The organism is Bacillus sp. 2D03, from assembly GCF_003946765.1.
Lineage (GTDB): Bacteria > Bacillota > Bacilli > Bacillales > Bacillaceae_G > Bacillus_A > Bacillus_A cereus.
Genome location: NZ_RPSJ01000018.1, coordinates 16,077 through 30,257, shown reverse-complemented (window position 1 = coordinate 30,257; position 14,181 = coordinate 16,077). Strand labels below are relative to the sequence as shown.

Here is a 14,181-nt window from a genome sequence, read left to right as displayed (position 1 = left end):
TATGGATTGGATTTTTTTATTTTAAGTAGCAAAAAAGCCACTTTATATTGTTACACATGTCAGTATGTCCAGTACTCTCATTATGTAAAACGAGCGCCCGATGAAAGGGAGAGGCATTCTCCCTCTCCACACTTCCATAAGCGACAAATAAAGCGGTTTATGCTTACATTTATTTTACGTTGAATCCTACCAACGGTAATGAGCAAATGCTTTGTTAGCTTCTGCCATTTTATGAGTGTCTTCACGTTTCTTAACAGATGCACCAGCGTTGTTAGCTGCATCTAAGATTTCGTTAGCAAGACGCTCTTCCATAGTTTTTTCACCACGAAGACGAGCGTAGTTTACTAACCAACGAAGACCTAAAGTTGTACGGCGTTCTGGACGAACCTCAACTGGAACTTGGTAGTTAGCACCACCAACACGACGAGCGCGTACTTCAAGAACAGGCATGATGTTCTTAAGAGCTTGCTCGAATACTTCCATTGGCTCTTTACCAGTACGTTCGTTTACGATATCGAACGCATTATAAAGAATTGTTTGAGATTTACCTTTTTTACCGTCAACCATCATTTTGTTGATAAGGCGTGTTACTAGCTTAGAATTGTACATTGGATCTGGTAACACGTCACGTTTCGCAACAGGTCCTTTACGAGGCATATTGAGTTCCTCCTTTCATTTTAAAGTTATTATTTTTTAGCAGGTTTTGGTCTCTTAGTACCATATTTAGAACGTCCTTGCATACGTTTGTCAACACCAGCTGTGTCAAGCGCACCACGAACGATGTGGTAACGTACCCCTGGTAAATCCTTTACACGACCACCGCGAATTAATACTACGCTATGCTCTTGTAGGTTATGACCGATACCTGGGATGTAAGCTGTAACCTCGATACCGTTTGTTAAACGTACACGAGCGTATTTACGTAACGCTGAGTTAGGTTTCTTTGGAGTCATTGTACCAACACGAGTACATACACCACGTTTTTGAGGTGCAGAGATATCAGTTGATTTTTTCTTTAAAGAGTTAAAACCTTTGTTTAACGCAGGTGATTTAGATTTCCATACTTTATCAGTACGACCATTTCTCACTAATTGGTTAATAGTAGGCATTTGATTATCCTCCCTTCGCATGTTTGTATGACCACATATCCAGGTGGTTCATTATTAGTTGAAAACAAAGTTTTTGCAAGGAAGAGCAAATGCTCTCTCCTCACAAAAACAGTTTTAACTTATTATTCCTATTGCTGAAGCTCCCACTTGAATCCCCGAAGCTTTACCAAGCTTACGAACTGATTCAACTTTTGTTATGGGCACGTTATATTGCATTGCAACACGAATGATAGCATGGGTTAACCGCATGTCAGCATCCTCTGCGATGACAACTTCTTTAACTGTACCATTTTTGATTGCTTCCAATGTGCGTTTATGACCAACGACTACATTTTCAGCAGTTGATACTTTTTGATAAGACATATAAATATCCTCCAAAGCATCGTTCAGGAGCAACCTTGATTATAGTAACATTTTGACTCATACAATGTCAACTAAGATTAATTGTTTTTATACAAAATTTATACCGGAAAATTTTACTGTTCCACATAAACCTCATCGTTTTCTACATTCATGTCATCTTGTGTTGTTTTTACAAGATCCACTTTGCGATAACGATTCATACCTGTTCCAGCAGGAACAAGTTTACCGATAATAACATTTTCTTTTAATCCTAGAAGTTCATCGCGTTTACCCTTAATTGCTGCATCAGTTAAGACACGAGTTGTTTCTTGGAACGATGCTGCAGATAAGAATGAATCTGTTTCAAGTGAAGCTTTTGTAATACCAAGTAGAACAGGTCTAGCCGTTGCTGGTTGCTTACCTTGCAGTAAGACCTTAGCATTCGCATCAGTAAACTGATGGATATCTAGTAATGTTCCTGGTAATACATCTGTTTCACCTGCATCACTTACACGAACTTTACGTAACATTTGACGTACCATTACTTCTACGTGTTTGTCACCAATTTCTACCCCTTGCATACGGTATACTTTTTGAACTTCACGTAATAAGTATTCTTGAACCGCCGTAATGTCCGTTACTTTTAGTAATTCTTTCGGATCAATAGAACCTTCTGTTAACTCTTTACCGTGGCTAATTGGCTGTCCTGGAGTTACTTTCAGACGAGCACCGTAAGGAATAGCATACGTACGAGCTTCAACTTCACCCTGCACAACTACTTCTTGGCGATCTTTAACGTCGTTGATCGCTGCGATAACACCGTCGATTTCACTGATAACTGCCTGACCTTTCGGATTACGAGCTTCGAAAATCTCTTGGATACGAGGTAAACCTTGAGTGATATCATCTCCGGCAACCCCACCTGTATGGAATGTACGCATCGTTAACTGTGTACCTGGCTCACCGATAGATTGAGCTGCGATAATACCTACCGCTTCTCCTACTTCTACGTCTGTTCCAGTTGCTAAGTTACGACCGTAACACTTCTTACATACACCGTGGCGAGTGTTACACGTAAACGCTGAACGAATGTTTACAGTTTCAACACCCGAATTTTCAACGATATGAGCAATATCTTCAGTAATTAATTGATTTTCAGCAACTAATACTTCACCTGTTTCAGGATGTTTTACAGTTTTTCTTGCAAAACGTCCAACAAGACGATCATATAATGACTCGATAACTTCATTACCCTCTTTAATCGCACCAATTAATAAACCGCGATCTGTTCCACAATCATCTTCACGAACGATTACATCTTGTGCAACGTCAACAAGACGACGTGTTAAGTAACCAGAATCGGCAGTTTTAAGTGCTGTATCGGCAAGACCTTTACGCGCACCATGCGTAGAGATGAAGTACTCAAGTACTGTTAAACCTTCACGGAAACTCGATTTGATTGGAAGTTCGATGATACGACCAGATGGATTGGCCATAAGACCACGCATACCAGCAAGCTGAGTAAAGTTAGATGCGTTACCACGGGCACCTGAGTCACTCATCATGAAGATTGGGTTGCGTTTATTCAAGGATTTCATCAGTTTTCCTTGGATAACATCTTTTGCATTACTCCAAATAGAGATAACGCGATCGTAACGTTCTTCTTCCGTGATTAAACCGCGACGGAATTGTTTAATTACATTATCTACTTTTGCTTGTGCTTCGTGGAGAATTTCATCTTTTTCGCCTAATACAAGAATGTCAGATACCCCAACTGTAATACCAGCTTTTGTAGAGTACTTGAATCCTAAGTTTTTCATACGGTCAAGCATGCGAGACGTTTCTGTAATTTGGAAACGTTTGAACACTTCCGCAATGATGTTACCAAGGATCTTCTTGCTAAATGGCGCCACTTCTTCGCGACTAGCAATAATTTCTTTAATGTTCGCACCTTTTTCAACGAAATATTTCGCTGGTGTTTCTTTTTCAAGGTTTGAATTTGTTGGTTCATTAATATAAGGGAACGACTCTGGTAAGATTTCGTTAAATATTAATTTACCAACTGTTGTTAATAGAAGCATACTCTTTTGCTCTTCAGTAAATGTTGCGTTGTTTACTGCACTTGCAGCTACTGCAACACGTGTATGAAGATGAACATATCCATTTTGGTATGCAAGCAATGCTTCGTTTGCATCTTTAAAGACCATACCTTCACCGATTGCACCTTCACGCTCAAGTGTTAAGTAATAGTTACCTAATACCATATCCTGAGATGGAGTAACAACTGGTTTACCGTCTTTCGGGTTCAAGATGTTTTGTGCCGCTAACATAAGAAGACGAGCTTCAGCTTGAGCTTCTGATGATAAAGGTACGTGAACGGCCATTTGGTCACCGTCAAAGTCCGCGTTGTATGCAGTACATACAAGTGGGTGTAGACGGATTGCGCGACCTTCTACTAATGTAGGTTCAAACGCCTGGATACCAAGACGGTGAAGTGTTGGTGCGCGGTTTAGAAGTACTGGATGTTCTTTAATCACAGACTCTAAAACGTCCCAAACTTCAGGTTGTACACGCTCGATTTTACGTTTCGCACTCTTAATGTTATGTGCTAATCCTTTTTCAACTAACTCTTTCATTACGAAAGGTTTGAACAGTTCAAGCGCCATTTCTTTTGGTAATCCACATTGATACATCTTTAAGTTCGGTCCTACAACGATTACAGAACGACCAGAGTAGTCAACACGTTTACCTAATAAGTTTTGACGGAAACGTCCTTGTTTACCTTTAAGCATGTGAGATAGTGATTTTAATGGACGATTACCTGGTCCAGTAACTGGACGGCCACGACGACCATTATCGATTAATGCGTCTACAGCTTCTTGTAACATACGTTTTTCGTTTTGAACGATGATGCTTGGTGCACCTAAGTCCAATAGACGTTTTAAACGATTGTTACGGTTAATTACACGACGGTATAAGTCGTTTAAGTCAGAAGTAGCAAAACGTCCACCGTCTAACTGTACCATTGGGCGTAGTTCTGGTGGGATTACTGGTAGAACATCTAAGATCATCCAAGACGGTTCATTTCCAGAGTTACGGAATGCTTCTAATACTTCTAGACGTTTAATAGCACGAGTACGGCGTTGTCCTTGTGCTGTTTTTAATTCTTCTTTTAAGAAGTCTACTTCTTTATCTAAATCGATGTCTTGTAGTAGCTTTTTAATTGCTTCTGCACCCATAGCAGCTTGGAATGTGCTACCATATCGATCACGATATGCACGGTATTCTTTTTCAGAAAGTAATTGCTTCTTATCAAGTGGTGTATCTCCACTTTCTGTTACAACATAAGAAGCGAAATAAATTACTTCTTCAAGCGCGCGAGGGGACATGTCTAAGACAAGTCCCATGCGGCTCGGGATACCTTTGAAATACCAAATATGAGATACAGGAGCAGCTAATTCGATATGACCCATACGTTCACGACGTACTTTTGCACGCGTTACTTCAACGCCACATCGATCACAAACTACACCTTTATAACGTACACGTTTGTATTTTCCGCAATGACATTCCCAGTCCTTTTGTGGTCCGAAAATACGCTCACAGAACAAGCCATCTTTTTCAGGCTTTAACGTACGATAGTTAATAGTTTCTGGTTTCTTAACTTCACCGTATGACCAAGAACGAATCTTGTCAGGTGAAGCAAGTCCAATCTTCATATATTCAAAGTTATTTACATCTATCAAGGGGCCTACCTCCCTTTTAGTCTACAGGTTATCCCAATTATTCCTTAGTTGTCTCAACTTCGACATTCAATTTATCTGCTGATTGATGATCATCGTCATCTTCTGTATCACGCATTTCAATTTCTGTATCGTCGCTAGACATCATTTTAACGTCCATACCTAAACTTTGCAGCTCTTTAATCAATACTTTGAATGATTCAGGAACGCCTGGTTCTGGAACATTTTCGCCTTTAACAATTGCTTCATAAGTCTTAACACGTCCAACAACATCATCAGACTTCACTGTTAAGATTTCTTGAAGAGTATAAGCAGCACCGTATGCTTCAAGTGCCCAAACCTCCATCTCACCGAAACGCTGTCCACCGAACTGAGCTTTACCTCCAAGAGGTTGCTGCGTTACAAGTGAGTATGGTCCAGTAGAACGAGCATGAAGTTTATCGTCAACCATGTGCGCAAGTTTGATCATATACATGACACCAACAGATACGCGGTTATCGAATGGTTCACCAGTACGTCCGTCATACAGGATTGTTTTCGCGTCATTTGCCATACCAGCTTCTTCAATTGTGCCCCAAACATCTTCCTCACGAGCACCATCAAATACTGGTGTTGCAATGTGAATGCCAAGGTATCTTGCTGCCATACCAAGATGAAGTTCTAATACCTGACCGATATTCATACGAGATGGTACCCCTAATGGGTTTAACATGATATCGATTGGCGTACCGTCTGGTAAGTAAGGCATATCTTCTTCTGGTAAAATACGAGAAATAACACCTTTGTTACCGTGACGTCCGGCCATCTTGTCACCTTCAGAGATTTTACGTTTTTGAACGATATATGCACGTACAAGTTGATTCACACCTGGTGGTAATTCATCGCCATCTTCACGGTTGAATACTTTTACATCTAAGATAATACCGCCACCACCGTGTGGTACACGTAGTGATGTATCACGTACTTCACGTGCTTTTTCTCCAAAGATAGCATGTAATAGACGTTCTTCAGCTGTTAATTCTGTTACACCTTTAGGTGTTACTTTACCAACAAGTAAATCTCCATCTTTTACTTCAGCACCAACGCGAATGATACCGCGCTCGTCAAGGTTACGTAATGCGTCTTCCCCAACGTTTGGAATGTCACGTGTAATTTCTTCTGGTCCAAGCTTCGTATCACGAGCTTCTGATTCATATTCTTCAATATGAATAGAAGTGTACACATCATCTTTTACAAGGCGCTCACTCATGATGATCGCATCCTCGTAGTTATAACCGTCCCAAGTCATGAAGCCAACAAGCACGTTACGTCCAAGTGCTAGTTCACCTAATTCCATAGAAGGACCATCCGCAAGGATTTCACCTTTTACAACTTCATTTCCAACACTTACGATTGGACGTTGGTTGTAACAAGTTCCTTGGTTAGAACGAATGAATTTTTGCATTTTGTAGCGATCTAAGTCGCCTTTTACTGTTTGACCGTCAACTTCTACATAGCGACGTACCCAAACTTCACGTGCTTCTACGCGCTCAACAACACCAGGATGTTTACAGATTACTGCAGCACCTGAGTCTTTTGCTGATACGTACTCCATACCTGTACCTACAATCGGAGATTCCGGATTCATTAACGGAACCGCCTGACGTTGCATGTTCGCTCCCATAAGTGCGCGGTTAGAGTCATCGTTTTCTAAGAACGGAATACAAGCTGTCGCTGCCGACACTACTTGTTTTGGAGATACATCCATGTAGTCGATGCGTTCTCTATTTGTGACAATGTTTTCACCACGGAAACGAGCTACGATATCTTCACTTAGGAATTCACCTTCGTCAGATAATTTCATATTCGCTTGGGCTACAACATAGTTATCTTCTTCATCTGCTGTTAAGTAATCAACATGCCCTGTTACAAGACCAGTTTCTGGGTCAACACGACGGTATGGTGTTTCAATGAAACCAAACTCATTTACTTTCGCGAACGAAGATAATGAGTTAATCAAACCGATGTTTGGTCCCTCTGGTGTTTCAATCGGACACATACGACCGTAGTGGGAGTAATGAACGTCACGCACTTCAAAGCCTGCGCGCTCACGCGTTAAACCACCAGGTCCTAATGCAGATAGTCTTCGTTTGTGAGTTAACTCTGCTAATGGGTTTGTTTGGTCCATAAACTGAGATAACTGAGAACTTCCGAAGAACTCTTTAATAGATGCAATAACAGGACGAATATTAATTAGTGCCTGTGGTGTAATTGCATTTGTATCTTGGATCGACATTCTCTCACGAACAACACGTTCCATACGAGAAAGACCGATACGGAATTGATTTTGTAATAGTTCTCCAACAGAACGCAGACGACGGTTTCCTAAATGGTCAATATCATCTGTATCCCCTACTTTGTATAGTAGGTTGAAGAAGTAACTGATAGAAGCAAGGATATCACCTGGTGTGATGTGTTTCACATCACGAGTAATGTTTGCATTACCAATTACATTAATTACGCGTTCGCCTTCCGACTCAGGAGCATAAATCTTAATAGATTGCAGCTCAACATCGCCTTCTACCACTCCACCCATTGGTTTCGCTGTTTTGAATCCAATGTTTTTCTCTAAGTAAGGTAAAATGCGATCAAGTGTACGACGATCTAAGATTGTTCCTTCTGCCGCTAAAATTTCACCAGTTTCTGGATCCACTAATGTTTCAGCTAAACGTTGATTAAACAACCTGTTTTTAATGTGTAACTTCTTGTTGATCTTATAGCGACCTACATTTGCTAAATCGTAGCGCTTTGGATCGAAGAAACGAGACACAAGTAAGCTCTTAGCATTTTCTACTGTTGGTGGTTCACCAGGACGTAGACGCTCATAAATTTCAAGCAATGCTTTTTCTGTGCTATCTGTGTTGTCTTTTTCTAATGTGTTGCTTAAGTATTCGTTATCACCTAAAAGCTCGGTGATTTCTTGATCAGAGCCAAACCCTAATGCGCGTAACAAAACAGTTACAGGAAGTTTACGCGTACGGTCAATACGCACATATACAACATCCTTAGCATCTGTCTCATACTCTAACCAAGCTCCGCGGTTTGGAATTACAGTAGCAGTAAAACCACGTTTTCCGTTTTTATCCACTTTGCCACTATAGTATACGCTTGGAGAGCGAACTAACTGGGAAACGATAACACGTTCTGCACCGTTAATTACGAATGTTCCAGTCTCTGTCATGAGTGGGAAATCTCCCATGAACACATCTTGTTCTTTTACTTCACCAGTTTCCTTGTTGATTAGACGCACTTTTACACGAAGTGGTGCTGCATACGTCACATCACGCTCTTTGCATTCGTCTACAGAGTATTTAGGTTCACCTAAGCTGTAGTCGATAAATTCAAGCGATAGATTTCCCGTAAAGTCTTCAATCGGAGAAATGTCTTGGAACATTTCTCGCAAACCCTCATCAAGAAACCACTGATAAGAAGAGGTTTGAATTTCGATAAGATTTGGTAACTCTAATACTTCACTAATACGGGCATAACTTCTTCGTTGGCGGTGGCGTCCGTATTGAACTAGTTGACCTGTCAACTGCTTCACCCCTCAAATCATGAGTATTATAAATGCACAAAAAAATTTGTGCAAAATCACAAATAAATACAACTACTGCTATTAGCGTAGTCTCTTTCTCTTAAAGATAAATACGTTGAGTCTTTCTACCTGCTCAAAAAAGAAAAATGGCTTCTATAAGAAAACCATCATTCTGTTTCATAATCTGCTGATTTTACTATCTTTTCCAAGAGAAACAAAAATATACATCTTTCTCAACGCAGAAAATCATATATTGGCATTGTATAATGTTAACATAGCCAAAAATAACCGTCAACGTTTTTTTGATTTTATGATATAATATCCTTTTTTCTTTTCTACAACCTCAACTTCAGAAAATACTTCTTCTAGTTTTTTTAGCGCAGACGGTGCACCTTGTTTCTTTTGAATAACAATCCAAAGTTCTCCACCCGGAACTAAATACTCCACAGCTTTTTCTAAAATCTCATGTACGATATCTTTACCCGCACGAATTGGAGGGTTAGATAGAATAGCAGCATACTTACCATCTACATTTTCATAGACGCTACTTTGAAAAATACGTATATTCTCGATTTTGTTATTAGCGGCGTTTTCTTTCGCAAGCCCAAGTGCCCTCTCGTTCACATCCACCATGTGAACTTCACGACCTTGAAACTCTTTCGCTAACGACAAACCAATAGGACCGTATCCGCAACCTACGTCTAATATATCACCTTTAATATCTGGCATTTGAAACGCTTCAATTAAAAGACGGGAACCAAAGTCCACTTCGTTTTTCGAGAACACCCCATGGTCAGATAAGAAAGTAAATCGAGATCCACGAAGGGCAAACTCCCATCGCTTACGATCACTTTTACTAGAAGGGTCGTTAGAAAAATAATGGTCTGCCATATGGCCACCTCTTTTCTTTACAGTTAAAAAAAAAGCTCGCATGAGAGCGAGCTTTTTTTAAAGCATCAAAAGTTAATTACTTAACTTCTACAGCAGCGCCAACTTCTTCAAGTTTAGCTTTGATTTCTTCAGCTTCTTCTTTAGCAGCAGCTTCTTTGATTACTTTTGGAGTGTTGTCAACTAATTCTTTAGCTTCTTTTAAGCCAAGACCAGTGATTTCACGAACAACTTTGATAACTTTGATTTTTTGTGCACCAGCGCTAGTTAGTTCCACATCAAATTCAGTTTTCTCAGCAGCAGCTTCTCCAGCGCCACCAGCAACAGCTACAGGAGCAGCAGCAGTTACGCCGAATTCTTCCTCGATAGCTTTTACTAAGTCGTTAAGTTCTAATACAGTCATAGATTTAACTGCTTCAATGATTTGTTCTTTAGTCATTGTAAATATCCTCCCTTAAATAGGTTTGTATTGTTTTATCGATAATACGTAATTATCTTTTAAAAAATTAAGCGCCTTGCTCTTCCTTTTGGTCTGCAACTGCTTTAGTAGCAAGTGCAAGGTTACGGATTGGAGCTTGAAGAACGCTAAGAAGCATAGAAAGTAAGCCTTCACGTGATGGAAGAGTAGCGATTGCTTTAACCTCATCAAGTGTTACAAGTTTACCTTCGATTACGCCCGCTTTAATTTCTAAAGCTTCATGATCTTTAGCGAAGTCGTTTAATACTTTCGCAGGAGCAACTACATCCTCGTTACTGAACGCGATTGCGTTTGGTCCTGTTAAGAATTCATTTAACTCAGCCATTTCAGCAGATTCTGCAGCACGACGAGTTAGAGAGTTTTTGTAAACTTTGAACTCAACGCCAGCTTCACGTAATTGCTTACGTAATTCTGTTGCTTCAGAAACTGTTAAACCACGGTAGTCAACAACGATTGTAGATTTACTAGCGCGAAGTTTGTCCGCGATTTCAGTTACAACTTGTTGTTTAGTTTCGATTACTTTGCTCATGTTATTACACCTCCTGTAGATTATATAGAAGATGTACCGAAAGTGCACTAAAAACCTCCATGCCCAACTTGTAGACATGGAGGCATATAGTCACAGAAAAAAGATTCCGCTTCGTATATTAACACCTAGGTAGGAAATTAAGTCTATTGACACCTACTGTCTACGGTACACTAATTAAATTCACAACATAAATGATTATATTAAAACTTCTTTATGAAGTCAACTTCCAAAATTTACGCTAATGTAGAAACGTCTACACGTACGCCAGGTCCCATTGTAGAAGCAACTGTTACGTTCTTCATGTAAGTACCTTTTGCAGCAGCTGGCTTAACTTTTTGTAAAGTGTCAGCAATTGTTTTGAAGTTTTCTACTAATTTAGCATCTTCGAAAGATACTTTACCGATTGGAACGTGGATGTTACCAGCTTTATCAACGCGGTATTCAACTTTACCAGCTTTGATTTCGTTAACAGCTTTAGTTACATCGAAAGTAACTGTTCCAGTTTTAGGGTTTGGCATTAAACCTTTAGGTCCTAATACGCGACCAAGTTTACCAACTTCACCCATCATGTCAGGAGTTGCTACTACTACATCGAAATCGAACCAACCTTGTTGGATTTTACCGATGTAATCAGTATCGCCTACGAAGTCAGCTCCAGCAGCTTCAGCTTCTTTAGCTTTTTCACCTTTAGCAAATACTAATACACGTTGTACTTTACCAGTACCGTGTGGAAGAACAACTGCGCCACGGATTTGTTGGTCAGCTTTCTTAGGGTCAACACCTAAACGGAATGCAGCTTCTACAGTTGCATCAAATTTAGCTGTGTTTGTTTTCTTTACTAATTCTACTGCTTCTGTTGCAGAGTAAGCAGCTGCACGATCAACAAGCTTTGCAGCTTCTACGTACTTTTTACCTCTTTTAGCCATTTTTATTTCCTCCTCGAATGTGGTTTTAGCGGAATAACCTCCCACGTTTACGCCTGTTTTCAGGTATAACCTGAGGATGAGCGCCATCCATTTATTTAAAAACGATAATCATTTACGATAATAAAGGTTGCGAATTGGAATTCCAGACCCGCAACCTTTTTTAAAAACAAATCGAATTAGTCTTCGATAACGATGCCCATACTGCGTGCAGTACCTTCAACCATACGCATTGCAGCTTCTACGCTAGCAGCGTTTAGGTCAGGCATTTTAGTTTCAGCGATTTCGCGTACTTTATCACGCTTAACAGTTGCCACTTTATTACGGTTTGGTTCACCAGAACCAGACTCAATACCAGCTACTTTCTTAAGAAGAACAGCAGCAGGAGGAGTTTTAGTAATGAAAGTGAATGAACGGTCCTCAAATACCGTAATTTCAACAGGGATGATAAGACCAGCTTGATCTGCTGTACGAGCGTTAAACTCTTTACAGAAGCCCATGATGTTAACACCTGCTTGTCCTAATGCTGGACCAACTGGTGGAGCTGGGTTAGCTTTACCTGCAGGAATTTGAAGCTTTACCATTTTAATTACCTTTTTAGCCACGAGACACACCTCCTTAAGTCCGTGATGTGGTCAATTGGACAGTGATTTGCCCTCCCACGTCATATTTTATCTGTAAGGATAAAATCTTTCAAAAAACGTCTCCGATAACGAAGACGTACTGACTTAAAAGATATTATCACTTTTTACAATTCATTTCAAGTTTCATTTTATAATTTTTCAATTTGATGGAAGTCAAGTTCAACTGGAGTCTCGCGACCAAACATGTCCACAAGCACGCTAACCTTTTTCTTCTCCACATCAATTTCTTCAATAGCACCTGTATAATCTGCGAATGGCCCCTCATTTACACGTACTGTCTCATGAAGTTCAAAGTCGAAATCAACCACTTCGTTGTCCATTCCCATATGTTTCATAATGGTAACAACTTCCTCTTCTAATAGAGGTGATGGTTTAGATCCAGAACCAGAAGAACCAACGAACCCAGTTACACCTGGCGTGTTACGTACAACATACCAAGAGTCATCAGTCATGATTAATTCTACTAATACATAACCTGGGAACACTTTTCTTTTCATTAATTTTTCTTTTCCGTTTTTCATTTCTACTTCTACTTCTTCCGGGACAACAACACGGAAAATTTTATCTTGCATACCCATTGATTCTACACGTTTCTCTAGGTTTGCTTTTACTTTATTTTCATATCCAGAATAAGTATGGACAACATACCAACTTTTTTCCATTCATTTAGGACGAGCGTCCTTCCCTCCCTGACGTACATTTTTTTGCGCAAATGAAAAAACCCGTTCACCGGGCTTTTACACAGTTCTTATAAATAACATTATATCATGGATAAGTGCTTCTTATTCAAGAATTAACCAAGAATTAACCGAATTAAAGAAGAAATGCCCATATCAACTACTGCGAAGAAAATCGCAAAGAACACAACTGTAGCAACAACAGTCGCTGTTGAGCGGAGTAATTCATCTTTTTTAGGCCAACTTACTTTTTTCATTTCGCGACCTACATCGCCGAAAAAGTTCGTTAAACGCATCTGCGGGACCTCCAGTGTATTATTTCAATTATTTATTTTGTTTCCTTGTGAACTGTATGCTGATTGCATGTTTTACAAAACTTTTTTATTTCAAGTCGCTCTATTGAGCTCGTATCTTTCATAGTAGAGTAGTTTCGATTTTTACACTCTTCACATGAGAGTACAACTTTTTTCCTCATTAGTTACACCAACCTTGTAACATTATGTCCCTAAAAATGTATCATACAATAAAAGACAATGTCAATGACATGCATTTTGTACTCTCTACAAAAGAAAACAGGTGATTTATTTTACACCTGCAGCACTTGTTACTTCTTATGAATTTAAAGTTGTACTTTCTCTCATTTCCATATATCGTTCCAATTTCCTCTTTACTCGTTGTAAAGCGTTATCAATAGATTTCACATGCCTGTTTAACTGTTCTGAAATCTCTTGATAAGAACGACCATCTAAATATAAAGAAAGCACTTTTCTTTCTAAATCGCTTAATAATTCAGATATTTTTGATTCTATGTCTGTATATTCTTCCTGGCTAATGATCATCTCTTCAGGATCAGTCACCTTCGCTTCAGAAATAACATCCAATAACGTTCGATCAGATTCCTCATCGTAAATCGGCTTATCTAAAGACACATACGAATTTAAAGGAATATGTTTTTGTCTTGTTGCCGTTTTAATAGCGGTAATAATTTGTCGAGTGATACATAGTTCAGCAAATGCTTTGAATGAAGACAGCTTGTCCTCTTTATAATCACGAATTGCTTTAAACAACCCTATCATACCTTCTTGAACAATGTCTTCTCGATCGGCACCCACTAAAAAGTAAGATCTTGATTTCGCACGAACAAAGTTCTTATACTTGTGAATTAAATATTCTAGAGCGTCAGTATTACCTTTTCGAACTAACTCAACGATTGCCTCATCCTCTAAATCACGAAATGTAACGTCGCCTATACTTACGAAGCCTGCTTCCACCTT

Annotated in this window: 14 protein-coding genes and 1 other annotated feature; all 14 genes read right to left on the bottom strand. The window is 39.5% G+C overall.

Going from position 1 to position 14,181, the window contains the following annotated elements; translation table 11 throughout:
• Positions 1–186 precede the first annotated feature (186 nt).
• Positions 187–657 (bottom strand): 30S ribosomal protein S7, encoded by a 471-nt coding sequence (gene rpsG / locus EBQ15_RS28095; RefSeq protein WP_001137491.1) that lies wholly within the window; start codon positions 655–657, stop codon positions 187–189.
• A 29-nt stretch (positions 658–686) separates the two neighbouring features.
• On the bottom strand, positions 687–1,109 hold the full coding sequence (gene rpsL, locus EBQ15_RS28090; RefSeq protein WP_001142341.1) for a 30S ribosomal protein S12: 423 nt from the start codon (positions 1,107–1,109) through the stop codon (positions 687–689).
• A gap of 114 nt (positions 1,110–1,223) precedes the next feature.
• Positions 1,224–1,472, bottom strand: coding sequence for a 50S ribosomal protein L7ae-like protein (locus tag EBQ15_RS28085; protein ID WP_000121837.1), 249 nt, complete (start codon positions 1,470–1,472; stop codon positions 1,224–1,226).
• A 113-nt stretch (positions 1,473–1,585) separates the two neighbouring features.
• Entirely contained in the window at positions 1,586–5,197 is a 3,612-nt protein-coding gene (rpoC, locus tag EBQ15_RS28080; protein WP_000567939.1) for a DNA-directed RNA polymerase subunit beta', read from the bottom strand.
• A 37-nt stretch (positions 5,198–5,234) separates the two neighbouring features.
• On the bottom strand, positions 5,235–8,768 hold the full coding sequence (gene rpoB / locus EBQ15_RS28075; protein ID WP_000147553.1) for a DNA-directed RNA polymerase subunit beta: 3,534 nt from the start codon (positions 8,766–8,768) through the stop codon (positions 5,235–5,237).
• Positions 8,769–9,059: 291 nt separating this feature from the next.
• The gene (locus EBQ15_RS28070) at positions 9,060–9,659 is read right to left on the bottom strand and encodes a class I SAM-dependent methyltransferase (protein WP_000763263.1); all 600 of its coding nucleotides are present in this window, start codon (positions 9,657–9,659) and stop codon (positions 9,060–9,062) included.
• A 76-nt stretch (positions 9,660–9,735) separates the two neighbouring features.
• Complete coding sequence (gene rplL / locus EBQ15_RS28065; protein ID WP_000159736.1) at positions 9,736–10,095, bottom strand: 50S ribosomal protein L7/L12; 360 nt, start codon at positions 10,093–10,095, stop codon at positions 9,736–9,738.
• A 67-nt stretch (positions 10,096–10,162) separates the two neighbouring features.
• Positions 10,163–10,663 (bottom strand): 50S ribosomal protein L10, encoded by a 501-nt coding sequence (gene rplJ / locus EBQ15_RS28060; RefSeq protein WP_000048716.1) that lies wholly within the window; start codon positions 10,661–10,663, stop codon positions 10,163–10,165.
• A gap of 39 nt (positions 10,664–10,702) precedes the next feature.
• Positions 10,703–10,847 (bottom strand) — a sequence feature (ribosomal protein L10 leader region).
• Positions 10,848–10,896: 49 nt separating this feature from the next.
• The gene (gene rplA / locus EBQ15_RS28055) at positions 10,897–11,589 is read right to left on the bottom strand and encodes a 50S ribosomal protein L1 (protein WP_001987630.1); all 693 of its coding nucleotides are present in this window, start codon (positions 11,587–11,589) and stop codon (positions 10,897–10,899) included.
• A 176-nt stretch (positions 11,590–11,765) separates the two neighbouring features.
• Complete coding sequence (gene rplK, locus EBQ15_RS28050) at positions 11,766–12,191, bottom strand: 50S ribosomal protein L11 (RefSeq protein ID WP_001085872.1); 426 nt, start codon at positions 12,189–12,191, stop codon at positions 11,766–11,768.
• A gap of 167 nt (positions 12,192–12,358) precedes the next feature.
• A complete protein-coding gene (gene nusG, locus EBQ15_RS28045) occupies positions 12,359–12,892 on the bottom strand; it encodes a transcription termination/antitermination protein NusG (RefSeq protein WP_000415794.1) in 534 nt (177 codons plus the stop codon).
• Between the two features lie 131 nt (positions 12,893–13,023).
• A complete protein-coding gene (gene secE, locus EBQ15_RS28040) occupies positions 13,024–13,203 on the bottom strand; it encodes a preprotein translocase subunit SecE (protein ID WP_001241323.1) in 180 nt (59 codons plus the stop codon).
• A 32-nt stretch (positions 13,204–13,235) separates the two neighbouring features.
• Positions 13,236–13,382, bottom strand: coding sequence for a 50S ribosomal protein L33 (gene rpmG / locus EBQ15_RS28035; protein WP_014481927.1), 147 nt, complete (start codon positions 13,380–13,382; stop codon positions 13,236–13,238).
• Between the two features lie 136 nt (positions 13,383–13,518).
• Entirely contained in the window at positions 13,519–14,178 is a 660-nt protein-coding gene (locus tag EBQ15_RS28030) for an RNA polymerase factor sigma-70 (RefSeq protein ID WP_000387193.1), read from the bottom strand.
• Between the last annotated feature and the right edge of the window lie 3 nt (positions 14,179–14,181).

Bases quoted from the DNA above. Each gene is read 5' to 3' on its own strand.
- rpsG (WP_001137491.1), bottom strand. From the start codon at position 657: ATGCCTCGTAAAGGACCTGTTGCGAAACGTGACGTGTTACCAGATCCA.
- rpsL (WP_001142341.1), bottom strand. From the start codon at position 1,109: ATGCCTACTATTAACCAATTAGTGAGAAATGGTCGTACTGATAAAGTA.
- EBQ15_RS28085 (WP_000121837.1), bottom strand. From the start codon at position 1,472: ATGTCTTATCAAAAAGTATCAACTGCTGAAAATGTAGTCGTTGGTCAT.
- EBQ15_RS28070 (WP_000763263.1), bottom strand. From the start codon at position 9,659: ATGGCAGACCATTATTTTTCTAACGACCCTTCTAGTAAAAGTGATCGT.
- rplL (WP_000159736.1), bottom strand. From the start codon at position 10,095: ATGACTAAAGAACAAATCATTGAAGCAGTTAAATCTATGACTGTATTA.
- rplJ (WP_000048716.1), bottom strand. From the start codon at position 10,663: ATGAGCAAAGTAATCGAAACTAAACAACAAGTTGTAACTGAAATCGCG.
- rplA (WP_001987630.1), bottom strand. From the start codon at position 11,589: ATGGCTAAAAGAGGTAAAAAGTACGTAGAAGCTGCAAAGCTTGTTGAT.
- nusG (WP_000415794.1), bottom strand. From the start codon at position 12,892: ATGGAAAAAAGTTGGTATGTTGTCCATACTTATTCTGGATATGAAAAT.
- secE (WP_001241323.1), bottom strand. From the start codon at position 13,203: ATGCGTTTAACGAACTTTTTCGGCGATGTAGGTCGCGAAATGAAAAAA.
- rpmG (WP_014481927.1), bottom strand. From the start codon at position 13,382: ATGAGGAAAAAAGTTGTACTCTCATGTGAAGAGTGTAAAAATCGAAAC.